At 56.5% G+C, this 17,786-nt stretch carries 18 protein-coding genes and 1 pseudogene; 14 read left to right on the top strand and 5 right to left on the bottom strand.

The window, feature by feature from the left end; all coding sequences use genetic code 11:
• The first annotated feature begins 8 nt into the window (after positions 1 to 8).
• Together msuE and sfnG are read left to right on the top strand one after the other, a co-directional pair.
• Entirely contained in the window at positions 9 to 566 is a 558-nt protein-coding gene (msuE, locus tag GIR22_RS02250; protein WP_154741721.1) for an FMN reductase, read from the top strand.
• Positions 567 to 587: 21 nt separating this feature from the next.
• Positions 588 to 1,682: a dimethylsulfone monooxygenase SfnG gene (gene sfnG, locus GIR22_RS02245; RefSeq protein WP_154741720.1), complete on the top strand. Its 1,095-nt coding sequence runs from the start codon at positions 588 to 590 to the stop codon at positions 1,680 to 1,682.
• A 47-nt stretch (positions 1,683 to 1,729) separates the two neighbouring features.
• On the opposite strand, the gene GIR22_RS02240 is transcribed toward sfnG, so the two are convergent.
• Positions 1,730 to 2,830 carry a sigma-54 interaction domain-containing protein gene (locus GIR22_RS02240; RefSeq protein WP_154741719.1) on the bottom strand — a complete coding sequence of 367 codons (1,101 nt, stop codon included), beginning with the start codon at positions 2,828 to 2,830 and terminating at the stop codon, positions 1,730 to 1,732.
• A gap of 9 nt (positions 2,831 to 2,839) precedes the next feature.
• Positions 2,840 to 2,953, bottom strand: a pseudogene (locus GIR22_RS26215) (acyl-CoA dehydrogenase family protein); the annotation flags it as partial.
• Between the two features lie 477 nt (positions 2,954 to 3,430).
• On the opposite strand from GIR22_RS26215, the gene pstS reads away from it, so the two are divergent.
• The 6 genes from pstS to GIR22_RS02205 all read left to right on the top strand — a co-directional run bounded on the left by pstS (position 3,431) and on the right by GIR22_RS02205 (position 8,664).
• Entirely contained in the window at positions 3,431 to 4,462 is a 1,032-nt protein-coding gene (gene pstS / locus GIR22_RS02230; protein WP_154741718.1) for a phosphate ABC transporter substrate-binding protein PstS, read from the top strand.
• Between the two features lie 73 nt (positions 4,463 to 4,535).
• Complete coding sequence (gene pstC / locus GIR22_RS02225; protein ID WP_154741717.1) at positions 4,536 to 5,501, top strand: phosphate ABC transporter permease subunit PstC; 966 nt, start codon at positions 4,536 to 4,538, stop codon at positions 5,499 to 5,501.
• Positions 5,501 to 6,394 (top strand): phosphate ABC transporter permease PstA, encoded by an 894-nt coding sequence (gene pstA, locus GIR22_RS02220; RefSeq protein WP_154741716.1) that lies wholly within the window; start codon positions 5,501 to 5,503, stop codon positions 6,392 to 6,394. Before pstC ends, pstA begins: the two co-directional genes overlap by 1 nt.
• 75 nt (positions 6,395 to 6,469) lie before the next feature.
• Positions 6,470 to 7,231, top strand: a complete 762-nt coding sequence (pstB, locus tag GIR22_RS02215; RefSeq protein WP_218581643.1) for a phosphate ABC transporter ATP-binding protein PstB — start codon at positions 6,470 to 6,472, stop codon at positions 7,229 to 7,231.
• Positions 7,232 to 7,330: 99 nt separating this feature from the next.
• Entirely contained in the window at positions 7,331 to 8,029 is a 699-nt protein-coding gene (locus GIR22_RS02210; protein WP_154741714.1) for a hypothetical protein, read from the top strand.
• Positions 8,029 to 8,664, top strand: coding sequence for a hypothetical protein (locus GIR22_RS02205; RefSeq protein WP_154741713.1), 636 nt, complete (start codon positions 8,029 to 8,031; stop codon positions 8,662 to 8,664). The genes GIR22_RS02210 and GIR22_RS02205 overlap by 1 nt, the downstream gene beginning before the upstream one ends.
• Before the next feature lie 135 nt (positions 8,665 to 8,799).
• Here GIR22_RS02205 and GIR22_RS02200 read toward each other — a convergent pair whose 3' ends face one another.
• The 3 genes from GIR22_RS02200 to GIR22_RS02190 all read right to left on the bottom strand — a co-directional run bounded on the left by GIR22_RS02200 (position 8,800) and on the right by GIR22_RS02190 (position 10,758).
• Positions 8,800 to 9,249 carry a DUF305 domain-containing protein gene (locus tag GIR22_RS02200; protein ID WP_246207741.1) on the bottom strand — a complete coding sequence of 150 codons (450 nt, stop codon included), beginning with the start codon at positions 9,247 to 9,249 and terminating at the stop codon, positions 8,800 to 8,802.
• Between the two features lie 129 nt (positions 9,250 to 9,378).
• Positions 9,379 to 9,636 (bottom strand): DUF2790 domain-containing protein, encoded by a 258-nt coding sequence (locus tag GIR22_RS02195; protein ID WP_154741712.1) that lies wholly within the window; start codon positions 9,634 to 9,636, stop codon positions 9,379 to 9,381.
• A gap of 120 nt (positions 9,637 to 9,756) precedes the next feature.
• Positions 9,757 to 10,758 (bottom strand): YncE family protein, encoded by a 1,002-nt coding sequence (locus GIR22_RS02190; RefSeq protein WP_154741711.1) that lies wholly within the window; start codon positions 10,756 to 10,758, stop codon positions 9,757 to 9,759.
• Between the two features lie 481 nt (positions 10,759 to 11,239).
• Between GIR22_RS02190 and GIR22_RS02185 the strand changes: the two genes are divergently transcribed.
• From GIR22_RS02185 to GIR22_RS02160, 6 genes are all read left to right on the top strand, one after another.
• Entirely contained in the window at positions 11,240 to 12,697 is a 1,458-nt protein-coding gene (locus GIR22_RS02185) for a YncE family protein (RefSeq protein ID WP_154741710.1), read from the top strand.
• Between the two features lie 143 nt (positions 12,698 to 12,840).
• On the top strand, positions 12,841 to 13,563 hold the full coding sequence (locus tag GIR22_RS02180; RefSeq protein ID WP_154741709.1) for a GntR family transcriptional regulator: 723 nt from the start codon (positions 12,841 to 12,843) through the stop codon (positions 13,561 to 13,563).
• Positions 13,560 to 14,348, top strand: coding sequence for an SDR family oxidoreductase (locus GIR22_RS02175; protein ID WP_154741708.1), 789 nt, complete (start codon positions 13,560 to 13,562; stop codon positions 14,346 to 14,348). Before GIR22_RS02180 ends, GIR22_RS02175 begins: the two co-directional genes overlap by 4 nt.
• A 73-nt stretch (positions 14,349 to 14,421) precedes the next feature.
• Positions 14,422 to 15,354 carry a 3,5-dioxohexanoate:acetyl-CoA acetone transferase gene (kce, locus tag GIR22_RS02170; protein ID WP_154741707.1) on the top strand — a complete coding sequence of 311 codons (933 nt, stop codon included), beginning with the start codon at positions 14,422 to 14,424 and terminating at the stop codon, positions 15,352 to 15,354.
• A gap of 103 nt (positions 15,355 to 15,457) precedes the next feature.
• A complete protein-coding gene (locus tag GIR22_RS02165; protein ID WP_154741706.1) occupies positions 15,458 to 16,336 on the top strand; it encodes an SMP-30/gluconolactonase/LRE family protein in 879 nt (292 codons plus the stop codon).
• An 83-nt stretch (positions 16,337 to 16,419) separates the two neighbouring features.
• A complete protein-coding gene (locus GIR22_RS02160) occupies positions 16,420 to 17,742 on the top strand; it encodes an MFS transporter (protein ID WP_154741705.1) in 1,323 nt (440 codons plus the stop codon).
• The last annotated feature ends 44 nt before the right edge of the window (positions 17,743 to 17,786 follow it).

The raw sequence follows: 17,786 nt of genomic DNA, 5'->3' as shown, positions 1-17,786 counted from the left end.
GAAATGTGATGAGTGACAACAGGCTCAAGGTAGTGGCCATTTGCGGCAGCGTGCAGCGCCCGTCGCGCACGCTGGTTCTTTTACACCAGGTGCTCGGGCGCCTGGAGCAGCGTCTGCCAGTGCAGGTGCGTGTCTTGGAGTTGACCGAGATAGGCCCGCAGTTCGCCGGCGTGCTGCGCCGCGAAGCGCTGCCGGATAGCGTTGAGCAAGCGCTGAAAGAGATCGAAGAGGCCGACCTGCTGATCGCTGCCAGCCCGGTATACCGCGCGTCCTATACCGGATTGTTCAAGCACCTGTTCGACTTCGTCCATCACTTGGCCTTGCGCAATACCCCGGTGTTGCTCGCCGCCACCGGTGGCAGCGAGCGCCACGCGCTGGTTATCGATCACCAGTTACGCCCGTTGTTCGGCTTCTTCCAGGCCCACTCGCTGCCCATCGGGCTGTATGCCAGCGAGGCCGACTTCAACGACTACCAGATTACCGACGCGGACCTGCTGGGGCGCATCGAGCGTGCCATCGAACCGATCGTCCAACACTTTTCCACCCCTGGCTTGGCTACCGCCTGAGCTGTTACTGGAGTACATCGTATGAGCCAACAACCGATCAAATTCGCCTACTGGGTGCCCAATGTCAGCGGTGGCTTGGTGATCAGCAAGATCGAACAGCGCACCAGTTGGGACATTGATTACAACCGCAAGCTGGCGCAAATCGCCGAGCGCTCCGGTTTTGAGTACGCGTTGTCGCAGATCCGTTTTACCGCAGGTTACGGCGCCGATAACCAACACGAGTCGGTAACCATCAGCCACGCGCTGCTGGCCGCTACCGAGAAGCTCAAGGTTATTGCCGCGATCCTGCCAGGGCCGTGGACGCCGGTACTGGCGGCCAAGCAATTGGCGACTATCGATCAGTTCACCCAGGGCCGCGTGGCGGTGAACATCGTCTCTGGCTGGTTCAAGGGCGAGTTCCGGGCCATCGGTGAGCCGTGGCTTGACCATGATGAGCGCTATCGCCGCTCGGAAGAGTTTATCCGCGCCTTGAAAGGTATCTGGACCCAGGACAACTTCAGCTTCCACGGTGATTTCTACCGTTTCCACGACTACACCCTCAAGCCCAAGCCGCTGCAGCGCCCGCACCCGGAAATCTTCCAGGGCGGCAGCTCACGGGCAGCCCGGGACATGGCGTCGCGTGTATCCGACTGGTACTTCACCAACGGCAACAGCGTGGAAGGCATCAAGGCACAGGTCGACGATATTCGCAGCAAGGCTGCTGCCAATGGGCATTCGGTAAAGGTGGGGGTCAACGCGTTCATCATCGCCCGTGAAACCGAAGCCGAGGCCAGGGCGGTGCTTGAAGAAATTATCGCCAAGGCCGACCCGCAAGCGGTGCAGGGCTTTGGTAGCGAAGTGAAGAATGCCGGGAGCGCGAGCCCCGAAGGCGATGGCAATTGGGCCAAGTCGAGCTTCGAAGACCTGGTGCAATACAACGATGGTTTCAAGACGAACCTGATCGGCACGCCGCAACAGATTGCCGAGCGCATCGTCGCGCTGAAAGCCGTCGGGGTTGACCTGATCTTGTCCGGCTTCCTGCATTTTCAGGAAGAAGTCGAGTACTTCGGCAAGCATGTGCTGCCGCTGGTACGCGAATTGGAACAGGCCCACGTCGAAGCCCCGGCGTTTGCGTGAGGGCTGGCGCCTGGTACTGACCCAGTAGTCTGCACGCGAGGTAATGCTCAGATCGACAGGTTGATCACCCGGTTGCCCAGGGCGCTTTGTCCCGGGCGGCGCTTGTTGACCATCAGTTCGCCGATGCGGATCAGGTGCGCGCGGGTAATGTTGCGCGACAGCCCGAGCAAGCAGGCGGTGTGCACCTGATTGTGGTGGCAGAAGCGGTACGCAGTGCGTAACAAAGTATCCTGGACTTTCTCGTGCAGCGCGCCGCTCTGTTCCTCGAACAGCTTGGTGAAGGCGCGTTGCAGCAACTCCTCGGCTGTTTCCTCGCGGGGCCGGTTGTCGTTCTCGCGGGCAATGCGCAAGTTAGACAAATGCAGATTTTCCGCACGGATCAGTCGGTCGCGACAGATCAGCAGGGTGTGGTGAATGACGTTTTCCAGTTCACGGATATTGCCCGGCCAGTCGTAGCGCGCCAGGCGCTGGACGGCATCCTCGCTGAGGGTCACATCCTGGTAGCCCAGCCGGCGGCTGTACTCGGTGATGAAATGACGGGCCAGCGGCAGGATGTCGCCTGGCCGATCCCGTAGCGGGTGCAACTGCAGGCTGACCACGTTCAGGCGGTAGTAGAGATCTTCGCGAAAGTGGCCGGCGTTGATTGCTTTCTCCAGATGCACATTGGTCGCCGCCAGCACTCGTACGTTGATCGAGATACTCTTGCGCGAGCCCAGCCGAACCACTTCGCGCTCCTGCAATACGCGCAGCAGCTTGACCTGAATCGGCATCGGCAGGTCGCCGATTTCGTCGAGGAACAGCGTGCCGCCATTGGCCTCTTCGAACCAGCCAGCCTTGGCCGTCAGTGCGCCAGTAAAGGCGCCTTTTTCATGGCCGAACAGCTCGGCTTCCACCAGGGTTTCTGAGAAAGCGCCGCAGTTGACCGCCATGAACGGCCCATTGTGGCGCCCACTGAGGTTGTGGATATGACGTGCGACCAGTTCCTTGCCCGTGCCGGTCTCGCCAATGATCAGCACGCTGGCTTCGCTGGGCGCGACCTGCTGCACATGGGAGAGTAGCGCCTGTGATCGAGGGTCTTCGAAAACCTGGGCGGTGGCCCTGATCGAGGTGGCCAGTGTTGGTGATGGGGGCAGGGTCAGCAGTTGCATGGGTGTGCCTTATGAGTAGAAGGGTGGAGTGGGGCGCTTGGCACTGAGCGCCCATTCACACCGTTCATGGATACGGTAGTCCACCGGATCATGCAGGGTCTGGGTTCTCAGGTTGCGCCAATGGGCAGTGTCAGCACCTGGAGGAAACTGAACAGGGGGCGTTGTTGCTCTGCGGTCACTCAACCGATTGTTGGTTCGCAAACAGTACGGCTGTCTGTCGCTGATGAGGGACAGTTATAGGGGAATTTGAATATTTCTAAAAATACTGACTAGAGATATTTAAATTCCTTATTTGCATAAGGGGGGGTTGAATTTTCGAATGCCTCCAGCCTTACGCTGCTCGTTGCAAGCCTAGCTCCAGCTTTGGGCAAACAGCTTCTTCGGCCATTGGGATATATGCCGCTTTACCCGCGAACACATAGTTTTGGATTTGTATCTGATGTGGCATTGGAGTGGGATGGCAAGCGCTAGCGCGACTTGGTGCAAGTTGCGTGGCTTACAGACGAGCCAGGTAGACGAGGGGTTTGCTAGCGGCATTCATAAAAGCTTCACAAAAATGCTGCAAAGTTCGGGAGCCCGTTATCGCAAGGAGTCCCTTTGATGAAAAGTTTGATGAAGTCTGCTGCGCTCGCCGTTACGGTTTCTCTTTGTGCCACCTCAGTGTCTTTTGCTGCGGAAAGCGTCCGTCTGACAGGTTCCGGAGCGAGTTTCCCGGCACCGATCTACCTCACCTGGTTCAAGGATTTCAGCAAAAAAACCGCTGGCGTCACCGTGGATTACCAGTCCAAGGGTAGCGGTGCGGGTGTACAGGATTTTCTGAACAAAACCGTTGATTTCGCGGCCAGTGACTCGGCCATGAAAGACGAAGACATTGCCAAGGTCGCCGAGGGCGTGCAGTTGCTGCCGATGACTGCAGGTGAAATCGTGTTGGCCTATAACCTGCCGGACAGTCCCAAAGGGCTGAAACTGCCGCGCGACGTTTACTCCAATATCTTCCTGGGCAAGATCACGCAGTGGAACGATCCACAGATCGTCGCGGCCAACCCTGAACTGAAGCTACCCGATATGCCGATCACCGTTGTCGTGCGTGCAGACTCCAGCGGCACCACTGCGGTATTTACCAAGCACATATCGGCAATCAACCCTGCGTTCAAAGAAGCACTGGGTGAAGGCAATACGGTCAACTGGCCGGCCAGCGACAAATTCATCAAGTCGCCGAAGAACGATGGTGTAACGGCCACCGTACGCCAGACGCCGGGATCCATTGGTTACATCGAATACGGTTTCGCCAAGCTGGCCAAGGTTGACTTTGCCCAGTTACAGAACAAGGCCGGTCAGTACGTTGTGCCGAACGCAGAAAGCGGTGCCGAAGCGCTGGCTGCAGTGAAAATGCCGGAAAACCTGGTGGCCTGGTTGCCTGATCCAGACGGTGCCAAGTCCTACCCGATCACTTCCTACACCTGGATGATCTTCCGCAAGCACAACGAGAACCCGGCCAAGGCCAAGGCCATGCGTGAAATGATTGAGTACGGCCTGACCGAGGGTCAGAAAATTGCCGATTCGATGGGCTACATTCCACTGCCACAAGCCGTCATCGATCCGGTTCGCAAAGCTTCTGCCAACATCCAGTAACACCTGGAAGTCCTCTCTCGGCGTGTGCTGCGTGCCTCGCCGAGCGAGTTTCCCCTAGCTCCGGAACTCGCCAATGAACAAACCTTTTGTCGTGCCGGTTAATCCGGATTCTGCCTGCCAACCACCTTCCACGAAGGATTTTCTGGTTGATCGCACCTTCCGGGCGCTTGCGCGTGTGGGGGTGATTCTGGTGCTGGCGCTGGTATTTGCGCTGGTATTCGAGGTGGGGCGCAAGGCATTTCCAGGTATGGAAAAGCACGGTCTGGATGTCCTTCTCGGTAGCGTCTGGGACGTCAATCAGGGTAAGTACGGCATTCTGCCGGCCATTTGGGGCACGCTCTACAGCGCCCTGATCGCGTTGATGATCGCCGGCTTTTTCGGCGTCAGCATGGCGATTTTCCTGACCCAGGATTTCCTGCCCGCGCAGCTTGCAGCCGTCTTTCGCACTATCGTCGAGTTGCTCGCGGCCATCCCCAGCGTCGTTTACGGTCTGTGGGGGATCTACGTAGTGATCCCGGCGATTCGGCCCCTGACGGCGTGGTTGCACAGCGAGCTCGGCTGGGTGCCCTTTTTTGGTACGTCCTTGAGCGGGCCGGGGCTGCTACCCGCCGCGTTGGTACTTGCCATCATGATTCTGCCGACCATTGCCGCTGTTTCGCAGGATGCCCTCACAGGGGTGCCGATGAAAACCAAGCAGGCCGCTTATGGCATGGGTACCACCCATTGGGAAGCGATTCTCAAGGTGATGGTGCCATCCGCTGCCACCGGCATCTTTGGTTCATTGGTACTGGGTTTGGGCCGGGCGCTAGGTGAAACGATGGCCCTGGCCATGCTGGTAGGTAACGCGAACAATATTTCCCTTTCTCTGTTTGCACCGGCTAATACCCTGGCGGCCTTGTTGGCGCTGAATTTCCCCGAAGCAGGGCCGAACGAGATTGAAGTGTTGATGTACGCCGCACTGGTACTGATGTTGATCACGCTACTGGTGAACATCATCGGCTCAATGATCATGGTCTATGCCCAGCGTGGTACCAAATGATGAATGACCTCACGTCCCGTACAACCGCCTTGCCAAGCCTGCAGCGCAAGTTTGAAGGCCGCGCCCTGCGCAGCCTGGTGTTGACCACGTTGGTCTGGGGGGGCGCTCTGCTGGCCAGCGTGCCCCTGATTTCCGTGCTCTACATGTTGATCATGCGCGGGGGCGCTCGCCTTAGCCTGGAGGTGTTCACCGAACTGCCGCCCACCGGTTTCGAGACTGGCGGCGGCTTTGGCAACGCGATGGCAGGCACCTTTGTCATGGTCGGTATCGCGGCCGCAATCGCGGTGCCGGTCGGCATCATGGCTGCGATCTTTCTGGCTGAGTTGGGACCGGACAGCAAGCTGGCCAACGCCGCGCGTTTCGCTGCGAAGATGCTCACGGGTTTGCCTTCGATTTTGGCCGGGGTTTTTGCCTATGCCCTGGTGGTGATGACCACCGGTACCTACTCGGCGCCGGCGGGTGGCGTGGCCCTGGCAGTACTGATGCTGCCTATCGTCGTGCTGACGGCTGAAGAGTCGATGAAAATGGTGCCCAAGATCATGAAGGATGCCGCCTACGGCATGGGCTGCACTCGCTCGCAGGTGATCTGGAAAATCGTATTGCCTACCGGCATGCCGGCGATCCTGACCGGCGTCATGCTGGCCGTGGCGCGCGCAGCGGGCGAAACCGCGCCGTTGTTGTTTACCGCATTGTTCAGCAACTACTGGATCTACCACGAAGGCAGCCTGGAGGTGATGAATCCGACGGCGTCGCTTGCCGTACTGATTTACAACTTCTCCGGCATGCCCTTCGACAACCAACTCGAGCTCGCATGGGCGGCCTCGCTGGTGTTGGTGATGATCGTGCTGGTCGTAAATATTGTCAGCCGTATTTTCGGCAAGCCCAAGTATTGAAACGGGAGCATCTGAATTTTGAACGTATCAACTTCGCCAATAGCCGCTCCGTTTGTCACCCAGGCGCCTGTGGTCATGGACTGCAAGCTGGACAAGATTTTCTACGGCAACTTCATGGCGGTACGTGACAGCCATGTGCCGATCGAGAAAAACAAGATCACCGGCTTCATCGGTCCTTCCGGATGCGGCAAAAGCACCGTACTGCGTAGCCTCAATCGGATGAACGATCTGGTGAAGGGTTTTCGCTTTGAGGGTCATGTGCATTTCCTCGGGCAGGACGTCTATGGCAAGGGCGTTGATCCAGTGGTCGTGCGCCGTTATATCGGCATGGTGTTCCAGCAGCCGAACCCGTTCTCGATGAGCATTTTCGACAACGTTGCTTTTGGCCTGCGCCTCAATCGCTACAAGGGCGATCTGGGCGACCGCGTAAAGCACGCCCTGCAAGGCGCCGCGCTGTGGGATGAAGTCAAGGACAAGCTCAAGGTCAGCGGCCTGTCGCTCTCCGGTGGCCAGCAGCAACGGTTGTGTATCGCCCGCGCCATCGCCACCGAACCGGAAGTGCTGCTGCTGGATGAGCCATGTTCGGCACTCGACCCGATCGCCACTCGCCGGGTCGAGGAGTTGATGGTCGAATTGAAGAAGGATTACACCATCGCGCTGGTCACCCACAATATGCAGCAGGCGATCCGTGTCGCGGATACGACGGCATTTTTCTCGGTGGATATTTCCCAGGGCACACGCACCGGTTATCTGGTTGAGATGGGCCCAACTACCCAGATTTTCGACAGTCCGCGCGAACAAATGACGGGGGATTACATCAGCGGCAAGTTCAGCTAGTCACGCGCCCGGTCAAGGCCACATGTCACCAAGGGCCAAACGGCATTGGCGGCATGTAGGCGTTTTGCCTTTTTCATACACCGTTTCTCAGGATTGCCAATGTCTGTAACGCGTCGTCTTGATTTGTCAGCGATTGAACGTGCACTACGTGAGGTGCAGAACCGCTTTGCCGAGCTCAGCCGGCACTTTACCGAGCCGCGTGACCCCTTGACTGACGAAGTACTGCACAATGTGCTTGAAGGCTATGCGCTGATTGACGATTATGTCGCACGCGGCGTCGACCTGTTTGATCTTCAGCAACTGAACCTGATGCTGGAGATCAATGCCACGGTTCTCTGCGGCCGTGATCCGGCGCGCCGATTGGAATACGCTCAGCACCTGGCTGCGACCGAGGAACACTTCTTCAACAACGTCGAGGGTGGGATAAAAGACCTGTTCAATTGGTATTGCGCGTATCGCAGCGAGTCGGTCTGGAAGCGTGCCGCCGGTGTCTATGTACGCATTCTCAGCAAGCCGCAACTGTTCATCGAAGGCAATAACCGAAGTGGTTCGCTCATCGTCAGCTATTTGCTCATGCGCGCAGGTTTACCTCCGTTCGTGCTGACGCTGGAAAACGCCGAGGGTTACTTCAACCCGTCATCGGTCATCCGCAACTCCGCCAAGCATGGTGTCAAGGCATTGTACGAATTGCCCAAGATCAAGAAAAAATATGCAGCTTTCCTGGAAGAACAGGCTCCTGATCCAGAGGCGTTTTTTCTGGGTGAAACACCGTTGCCCGTCCATCAGGGGCGCCCTTGATGAAAAGGTATTCGATGCTCGACAAATGCCGGATTTCCAGCAGCCGAGCATGGCAGGCAATCCAGCGTTCTATCCCGACGCACCTGTTCAGGCGCCAGCGCATACGGATTTCGTTCGATATCGATGACACGCTGGCCTGCCAACTCCACCACTGCGCAGTCGAGCAAAGCCGGCTGCCGGCCTGTGTTCATCGTTGGCTGGGCGAGCCGTTGCGTACGGGAACACGTTCCCTGACCCGAGAGTTACGTCGCCAGGGATGCAGTATCTGGGTCTATACCTCGTCCGGCCGGACACCGTCCTATATCAGGCGTTGGCTATTGCTGTACGGTATCCGCGTCGACGGTGTGGTCAACAGCGTTCGGCATAACCATGCCCTGACGGTGCATGGGCTTGCGAACTCACCCTCGAAATTTCCGCCGGCATTCGATATCGACTTGCATGTCGATGATTCCGAGGGTGTGCAGAGTGAAGGCTATGATCACGGTTTTCGCGTGGTTGTCGTTCGTCCAGATGATGAACTCTGGGCGCAGAGAGTCCTGGATGCAGTCGCTGAAGTCCAGGCGCAGCTAGCCTGGCAGCAACCGCTCAGGCATAAGAAACCCGCGCCAGAACGCACAGAAGCTTTTTCCTCCTGATGCTGAAGTCAAATCAGGACCGTTGATAAGCGCTTCTCGAATCACCACCACACGGCGGCTAAGCTCATCCACAATTGCTGATGCAAGATCAGCAATTGCGAACTACCCCCTCCAAAACTGGATAAGCAACAGGAATCAAGGTTCCGTACGGGGTGGAGGTTGCCCCGGAACAGCCATCGTAGCGGGAAGCGGATCACCGATAGCCAATCGCATGGCCGCGATTTCCTGCTGCTGGGTTATGATTATTTCCTGTGCCAACCGCTGCAATCGTTCGTTGTGACCATACTTCAAGAACGCTAATGCCATATCGATACCGCCTTGATGATGGGGGATCATCATTTCCACAAAGTCACGATCAACATCCCCGGTGGGCCTCGACGCCATATCGACCATCATCTTTTCCATTGCCGATTCATTCTCTGCCAGGAACTGCGCTTCCTCAGGCGGGCCCTGCACGACGACCGCAGGCGATGTACTATGGTGATTCATCTCATAGGCGGATGCGGCGGATACAAACGTCAACATCGTTAAATACCTAAAAAATCCCGCCCCACGCAATCCAATAATGGTTACGACCCCAGTCATTTTTGATTCCTCTCGAAGATAACGATCTCAAGCAAGACGCTCGGGAGCCGACGCTATTCCCTTTACAAGAGTAAAAAGGTAGCCACGTGAGAAATGTGCGCGCGGACCGCACTTTCCTCTGTCGCACGGTTAGTTCTGGTTTATGCAACCGATTCCCTCAACCTGGTAATCCAGTACATGCTCGCGTCCTTGATGGTCGAGGTAATTCAAGCGTGCCGGGACGATTCCGCATGCTTGAGAGGTGTCGGTACTGGACAGAATTTTGTCAACATCCAAATCTATGAGGAAGCCGGTTTGGTCGTGGATGACCGGCGTGGTTGCTGGAGTATCGGCAAACGCCGACCCAATGACTAGAAAAGCGGCGAAGCCGAACATAAACATTTTCATAATAAGTCTCTAACTGTTTAGGATAAGTGCGATCGATGCGTAGCACCGAGACGAATTAATCAGGATTGATTCAGTAAGCATCAGCAGTATTTGTAGTGATTTAGACGTTTAAGTTGCGGACTATTTATCATCTGTTTTGAGGGTGGCTACAACTTTATTGCTTTTCAGGTCTACAGTGGAAATACTAAGGTCTTTATTCAAGACATAGGCTTTCTTCTGGTCTTTAGTAAATATAATGGCCTGGCGTGGTTCTTTTAATCCTGACACAGTCGATGTCACTTTCATTGTCTGGGTGTCGATCACTGAAAGGCTATTGTCCCCCAGATTACCGGAGTACACATACAAGCCGTCCGGCGTCAATGCTGCGCCGTAAGGGTTTTTGCCAACGGTCACGGTGTTGATGATCGAGCGTTTTTGCGTGTCGACAATAGCAATGGTATTACTGCCACTGTTAGCGGCATAAAGGGTATTGCCATCAGCGGAGATGGAGATTGCCCGCAATTTGTTGAAGCCGTTGATTTCGCCTTTGATTTTGTTGGTCTTGCGATCGACCAAAGTAATCTTGTCTCCCAAGAAGTTGGTGACGTATACCGTATTGCCATCCGGGCTGATACGAATGCCTTGGCGCGGTTGAGAGAAGCCGGACACGACCGCAACGGGATGCTGGTGTTCTAGATCGACGACCGAAAGTGTGCTCGCCGCTTGGTTGTTGACATATAGAAAGCGGCCATCCTTACCCAAGGCCGTACCAAATGCGCCCGCGCCCAAAGGAAGGTCCACCAAGGTTTTCAGCGACTTGGTATCAATTTTTCGGACGATGCCCAGGCTGCTGTCGGAGAGGTAAAACGCGTCTCCCGAGGGCGCGAATACAATGTTTCTCGGGGTGACGTAGCCGTTCAGGACTTTGCGGACCTTGCCGGATTTTAAGTCATACACCACCACGTCAGAACGCTGACTGTATGACACGACAGCCGTCAGTTCATCGGGGCTGATCGCCAACGAGTTGTTTTGGATATTGCCGTCGAAGGTCCATCTTTCGTCGGCGGCTCTGGCAGACATGGACGTTACCGAGGAGGTAACGACCGCTAAAGCAGCGATGGCCAATGAATGTTTTTTCAGCATGGGATAACTCCATATCAATTCGGATAGGACATCAGGTGGCACAAACACGGCGTGTTCATGTATCCACTAGTAGACGAACGTCCAAACGTTTTATTCCCGAACTGAAAACTGGATTTTTTGACCCTCGGTATCTTTCTGGTTATTCGATATAAGTGCGATCACGAAGCTTGCTCGCGCTATGTGTTGTGCACAAGCAAAGACCCCGGCGCAAGGCCGGGGCAATGACGTCATGTTTGCTGTGCAGAGTCATAAACCTTGGCCCATTGGAGCGCTGCACCAACCGTACAAAAAAATAGGCCTGATTATTACAGGCGTCAACCTCAAAACGAGCAGGGGGTGCGCCTGTAAAAATTTAAATTTATCGCGATGGATGGAATAAATATTTCTACCGTGCGTCTTCCCTTCAATAAAGTCAGTCCCCAGCAGATTTTGCGGTAACTCAAAAAACTAACGTGACTCAACGACACTATAGGATATTTATATGCAGCGCCTAAGCCTTCCTCTGACCCTGCTTTCCCTAACCTTACTTGCCAGTACGACGGTGAGCTATGCCGGACAGATTCCTGGAAAAATGTCGGCTAATGATATTCCGATCTCGCATCAAGACCGTTTGTACGCAGCAGAACAATTCTCCAATACCCTGTCGGTGACCGATCCAGTCGATAACAAGTTACTGGGCGTAATCAGTCTGGGCGATCCGCAACCGGGTAACCTGACCCCCCTGTATCGTGGTGAAGTATTGGTTCATGGGTTGGGCTTCTCTCCCGACCACAAAACACTAGCAGTGGTATCGATTGGTTCCAATTCGGTGTCCTTTATCGACACTGAAACTAATACAGTCAAACATAAGACTTATCTTGGTCGTGCGCCTCACGAGGCGTTCTTCACGCCTGATGGCAAAGAGGTCTGGGTGACCGTGCGCGGAGAGGACTATGTATCGGTAATTGATGCCAGCACCTATCAGGAAAAAACCAGGATCAAAACGCCGACGGGGCCGGGTATGCAGATATTTTCTCCGGACGGCAAGTATGGATACGTGTGCTCATCTTTTAGCCCGCAGACCGTAGTGATTTCCGTTGCCCAGCACAAGATTGTTGGCCGTGTACAACAAGCTAGCCCGTTCTGCCCAAATATTGCGGCTTCCGCTGACGGCAAACAAGTCTGGTTCACCTTGAAGGACATTGGCAAAGCTCAAGTGTTCGAGGCCACTCCACCGTTTAAACTGATCAAAACACTGGATATTGGTCCAATCGCCAACCATGTAAACCTTGTTAATAACACCAATGGTTCATTCGCGTACATTACCGTTGGCGGTTTGAATCAGGTACAGGTCTATCGCACTGACACCTTTGAAAAGGTTACGACAATTGCCGTCGGCAACCTCCCGCATGGTATCTGGCCGTCGGGCGATGGTAGCCGGATTTACGTTGGCCTGGAAAACGGTGACGCCTTTGATGTGATCGATACGATGAACAATAAAGTCATCGCCACTATTCCTATCGGCCAAGGGCCGCAGGCAATCGCTTATGTGCCAAACGCTGTTACAAAGGGACCGGGCACCGATAATCTCAAACCACTGGGTCTCGCGGGGCAGGCTGTTAACCTCACGTTGCAGGATGCGGGGAAATCAGCCGATCAAGTACCGACTAACGTAACCCTGTTCAACCAGGGCCTGACGCAGGTACTGCAAGCGTCTGTTACCGGGCTGGAAGCGAAACAACCTTACACTCTGGCGCTTGCAGAAAAACCTGACGGCACCGGTACGCTTCAACCGTTGGCGGCCTTCATGTCCAACCCGGCAGGTGCGGCGATTGTCAACGCCATCGGCCCTATCCGTCAGATTGTGCAAAGCGATACCCCGGAACAACGGCGGTATTTGGTCATCGCGATGGGTAAGCCTGATCAGTTGGGAGCGGTGGTTCAGATTCAGTCCAAATGAAGTAAAGGATTGCGGGGTGCATGTTTATGACGCTGTGGTCCGTATCCGGCCTAGTGATGTCACATAACCCCACAAACAATTTGACATATGTTATTTGTGATCACATATTGGACCCATAAGAACGTCCAATGTGAGCCTTACTCATGACAGATCATCCAATCCTCCTGCCCACCATGCGTCAGGTTTCCCGCGATACCCTGCAAGACCAGGTTTATCGGCAGATCCGTGAAGCGCTGATGAGCGGCCGCTTCCAGCCAGGCCAAAAGCTGACTATTCGTGGTCTTGCCGAGGCGCTGGGTTCCAGTCCGATGCCGGTGCGTGAAGCGCTGAACCGCCTCAGTGCAGAGAACGCCTTCGAGGTCACTGAAACCTCCCGTCTGCGTGTCCGCATGATGACTCCCGAACGGTTGCGCGAAATTCGCGACGCCCGGGTTGCGCTCGAAGGTCTGCTGGCCGAGAAAGCCGTCAGCCTGCTCCAGGATGCCGACCTTAAAGACATCACCCAGCTATGCGACCAGATGCAGCAAGCCGCCGACAGCGTCGATGTGGCTCATTATCTGTGGACCAACTTTGCTTTCCACCGGCGTATCTATGCGGTTGCCAACGCGGAACTGATCACCGCGGCAGTGGAGAATTTTTGGCTGCACATGGGCCCCTGCTTTGCGCTTGTAGCACCGGATAAAGCGCATCTTCAGCGCTCGATGGAAGCCCACAACCGCATCGTCGAAGCCCTGGTCGCGCGTGATGGGCCAGCGGCCCGGGCGGCAGTCACCGACGATATCATGCAGGCGGCTGACTCCCTGGCGCGCCTGATCGTCAAGGGCGACCGTTCAAGGTCGCCAGTTTCTGGAGTAAAAAAAGCATGAGCGTTCTCAATCGACTGATTCCCTATACTGGCCTGCGGGTGCTGATCTCGGGCGGCGCAGCCGGGATCGGCGAAGTGCTGGCGGCGGCCTACATGGAAGCCGGTGCCAAAGTGCACGTGTGTGATGTCAGCGAAGCCGCCCTTGCAGCGTTTCGCGACCGTTACCCAAACAGCACCGCCACCCGTGCGGACGTCGGTGACCCGGCGCAAATTGAAGCGGTGTTCAAGGTTCAGCGTGAACTGTTCGGTGGTCTTGATGTGCTGATCAACAACGCCGGGATCGCAGGTCCAACGGCAGGCATCGACGCGATCACCGAGGAAGAATGGCAGCGCACCATCGACATCAACCTCACAGGGCAGTACCGCTTTGCTCATCACGCGGTACCGTTGCTCAAAGCCTCACCCAATGCGCACCTGATCCACATCGCTTCGGTGGCCGGCCGTTTGGGTTACGCCTGGCGCACACCATACGCCGCGACCAAATGGGCCATCGTCGGCCTGATGAAATCCCTGGCATCCGAGTTGGGCGAAAGCGACATCCGCGTCAACGCCTTGCTGCCCGGTATCGTCGAAGGCCCGCGCATGGACGGTGTGATTCGCGCCCGCGCCGAACAGATGAACGTACCTGAAGCCGAGATGCGTGAGGAGTACCTGCAAAAGATCTCGCTCAAACGCATGGTCACCGCCGAAGACGTCGCTGCCATGGCGCTGTTCCTGTGCTCACCCGCCGCACGCAACGTGACCGGCCAGGCTATCAGCGTGGATGGCAACGTCGAGTACCTCTAAGCGTCTCGACCTCAGTTGCCACAACAAGATTTATCAACAACTTTCTCGCCAAGAACAAGAACGGAGAACACTCATGTCCAAAAAACGTCCGATCATCATCACCTGTGCCGTCACTGGGGCTATTCATACGCCGTCGATGTCGCCACATTTGCCGATCACACCTCAGGAAATTGCCGATGCTGCCATCGGCGCCGCTGAGGCCGGCGCATCGATTGTTCACTTGCATGCCCGCGACCCGCATGACGGGCGACCCAGCCAGGATGTCGATCTGTTCCGCCAGTTCTTGCCGCAAATCAAGGCCAAGAGCGATGTGGTGATTAACATCACCACCGGTGGTGCGCCGACCATGGGCGTGGAAGAACGCTTGCAGCCAGTGGCGCAACTCAAGCCGGAATTGGCGTCGCTGAACATGGGCTCGATGAACTTCGGGTTGTACGAAATGCTCGAGCGTTTCACCGAGTTCAAACACGACTGGGAGCGGCCGTACCTGGCGGAGAGTGACGACCGGATCTTCCGCAATACCTTCCGCGACATCGCTCACATCCTCAACGCCTGTGCCGAGAACCGTACCCGCTTTGAAATTGAATGCTACGACATTGGCCATCTGTACACCGCCGCGCACTTCCTGCAGCGCGGATTACTCAAGGCGCCGATTTTCATTCAATCGGTGTTCGGCCTGCGAGGAGGCATCGGCGGCCATCCTGAAGACCTGGCGCACATGCGCCGTACCGCCGACCGTCTGTTCGGCGACGCTTACCAATGGTCGATTCTCGGTGCCGGTCGCAATCAGATTCCACTGGGCACCATGGGTCTGTCGATGGGCAGTCATGTGCGCGTTGGCCTCGAGGATTCGCTGTGGGACGGGCCGGGCAAACTGGCAGCGTCCAACGCCGATCAGGTCAAGCGTATTCGCACGGTGATCGAAGCCCTGGGCGCACGCGTGGCGACACCGGATGAGGCCCGGGAAATGCTCGACCTCAAGGGCCAGGACAAGGTCGATTTTTAATAGCCAATTTTTTCGCTCGGGTGCGGGTGCCGGCCGGATTGGTTGGCGCCTGCGGTTAAGCGCGAAACGTGTCATCGCCATAACAACAAGACAGAGGTGAAAAATGCGTATCGATATCGTTGTCGACGTAAAGACCACGCTGGGCGAAGGGCCGGTCTGGGATGTCGATCAACAACGTCTGTACTGGATCGACAGTTTCGACGGTCGTGTGCTTCGCTGTACTGATGACGGTCGCGAACTGCGTGCCTGGGATGTCGGCCAGAAAGTGGGTTCCATGGCCCTGCGCAAGAACGGTGATGCGGCCATCGTGGCGTTGCAGAGCGGACTCTACAACCTCGACTTGCCGACCGGCGATCTCGAACTGATCGTCGATCCGGAACCAGGGCAGCCGAACAATCGACTCAATGACGGCAAGGTCGATCGCCAGGGTCGGTTTATCGTCGGTTCAATGGACACTCAGGAAGATCAGGCCAGCGCCAAACTGTATCGCCTCGACCCGGACTTGAGTCTGCACACGCTGGACGAAGGCATCATCGTTTCCAACGGCCCTTGCTGGAGCCCAAGCGGCGAAACCTTTTACTTTGCCGACACCTGGTCCGGGGAGATCTGGGCTTATGACTACAACAATGCCACGGGCGCGGTCGCCAATCGACGTAGCTTCGCCAGCGTCGACACATCCGGTGGCGGCGCGGCAGATGGTTGCACCGTGGATGCCGAAGGTTGTTTGTGGCAGGCACTGGTCTACGCCGGAAAACTGGTGCGCTACACCCCGCACGGGCAGGTGGATCGAATCATCGAGATGCCCGTGAAGAAGGTCACCAGCCTGACCTTCGGTGGACCGAACATGGACACGTTGTTTGTCACCTCCATGGCCAAGCCTCCGTTGCCGCGCTTCCCTGAAGATGGTCAGCAACGCGGCGCCTTGTTCGCCATCACAGGGCTGGGTGTGAAGGGCATCGCTGAACAGCGCTTCGCCAGCTAACCCCTCAACAGGCTGAACCTGACCGTTAAGGACGACTGGACCCTTTCTCGATAGGGCGTGTGCGGCACGCCTGGAGATTTCCCATGCCAAATAATAAGAATGCATCGCTGGGCAAGATTCACCGGTTTTCGTGGGTGTCGTTATTGGTGTGCTGGATGATCTGGATTCTCAATGCCTACGATCGCGAGATCGTGTTACGCCTGGGGCCGACGATTTCCAAGCACTTCGATTTGTCGGCGGACCAGTGGGGCACGGTGGCGACAGTGGTCATGCTGGCCTTGGCCGTCCTGGATATTCCAGGCTCGATCTGGAGTGACCGTTACGGCGGCGGTTGGAAACGGGCACGCTTCCAGGTGCCACTGGTGCTGGGCTACACCGCGCTGTCCTTTCTCTCGGGGTTCAAGGCATTAAGTGGCAGTTTGGCCAGTTTCATCGCCTTGCGAGTGGGCGTGAACCTGGGGGCTGGCTGGGGTGAACCGGTCGGCGTCAGCAACACCGCCGAATGGTGGCCGGTGGAGCGACGCGGTTTTGCCCTGGGCGCACATCACACCGGTTACCCCATTGGCGCGATGCTCAGCGGCATCGTTGCCAGCTTCGTGATCACCACGTTCGGTGAAGAAAACTGGCGTTATGTATTTTTCTTCGCCTTCGTGGTGGCGCTGCCATTGATGATCTTCTGGTCGCGGTATTCAACCGCCGAGCGCATCACCAAGCTGTACGTGGACATTGCCGCCCAAGGCATGACCCCGCCGGACAGCACGCCATCGACCAACGTCAAAGGCCAGGCCTGGAAGATGTTCAAGGCGACTCTGCGTGACCGCAACATTGCCCTGACAGCCGGTAACACGATGCTCACGCAAGTGGTGTACATGGGCGTCAACGTTGTCTTACCGGCCTATCTATACAACATCCTTCACCTGTCATTGGCCGAGTCGGCAGGCATGAGCGTGGTGTTCACCTTGACCGGCATCCTGGGGCAACTGGTCTGGCCGTCGCTGTCGGACATCATCGGTCGGCGCGTGACATTGATCATCTGCGGACTGTGGATGGCGGTCAGTGTCGGTGCGTTCTACTTCGCCAACACCATGCTGATCATCATCGTTGTGCAACTGCTCTTCGGTCTGGTCGCCAACGCAGTCTGGCCGATCTATTACGCGGTCGCCTCCGATTCCGCGCAGCCCTCTGCGACATCGACAGCCAACGGCATCATCACCACGGCGATGTTCATCGGCGGCGGCATTGCACCGGTATTGATGGGGACACTGATCAGCATGGGCGGCGGTTGGACCAGCCTCAACGGCTATACCGTGTGTTTCTTCGTGATGGCTGGCTGCGCATTGGGCGGGGCGTTCCTGCAGCTGTTTTCCCACCGGCCTGAGGCGTTGGTCGCCCAGCCGGAGCTTTAATCGTTTTTTGTTCCCGGTGGCCAGAACTGCCGGGGCTTCTCAAC

Origin of the sequence: Pseudomonas karstica (genome assembly GCF_009707515.1) — a bacterium.
Classification (GTDB): Bacteria; Pseudomonadota; Gammaproteobacteria; order Pseudomonadales; family Pseudomonadaceae; genus Aquipseudomonas; species Aquipseudomonas karstica.
Note: the sequence above shows the minus strand (reverse complement) of the source record. Positions and strands in the feature narration are given on the sequence as shown.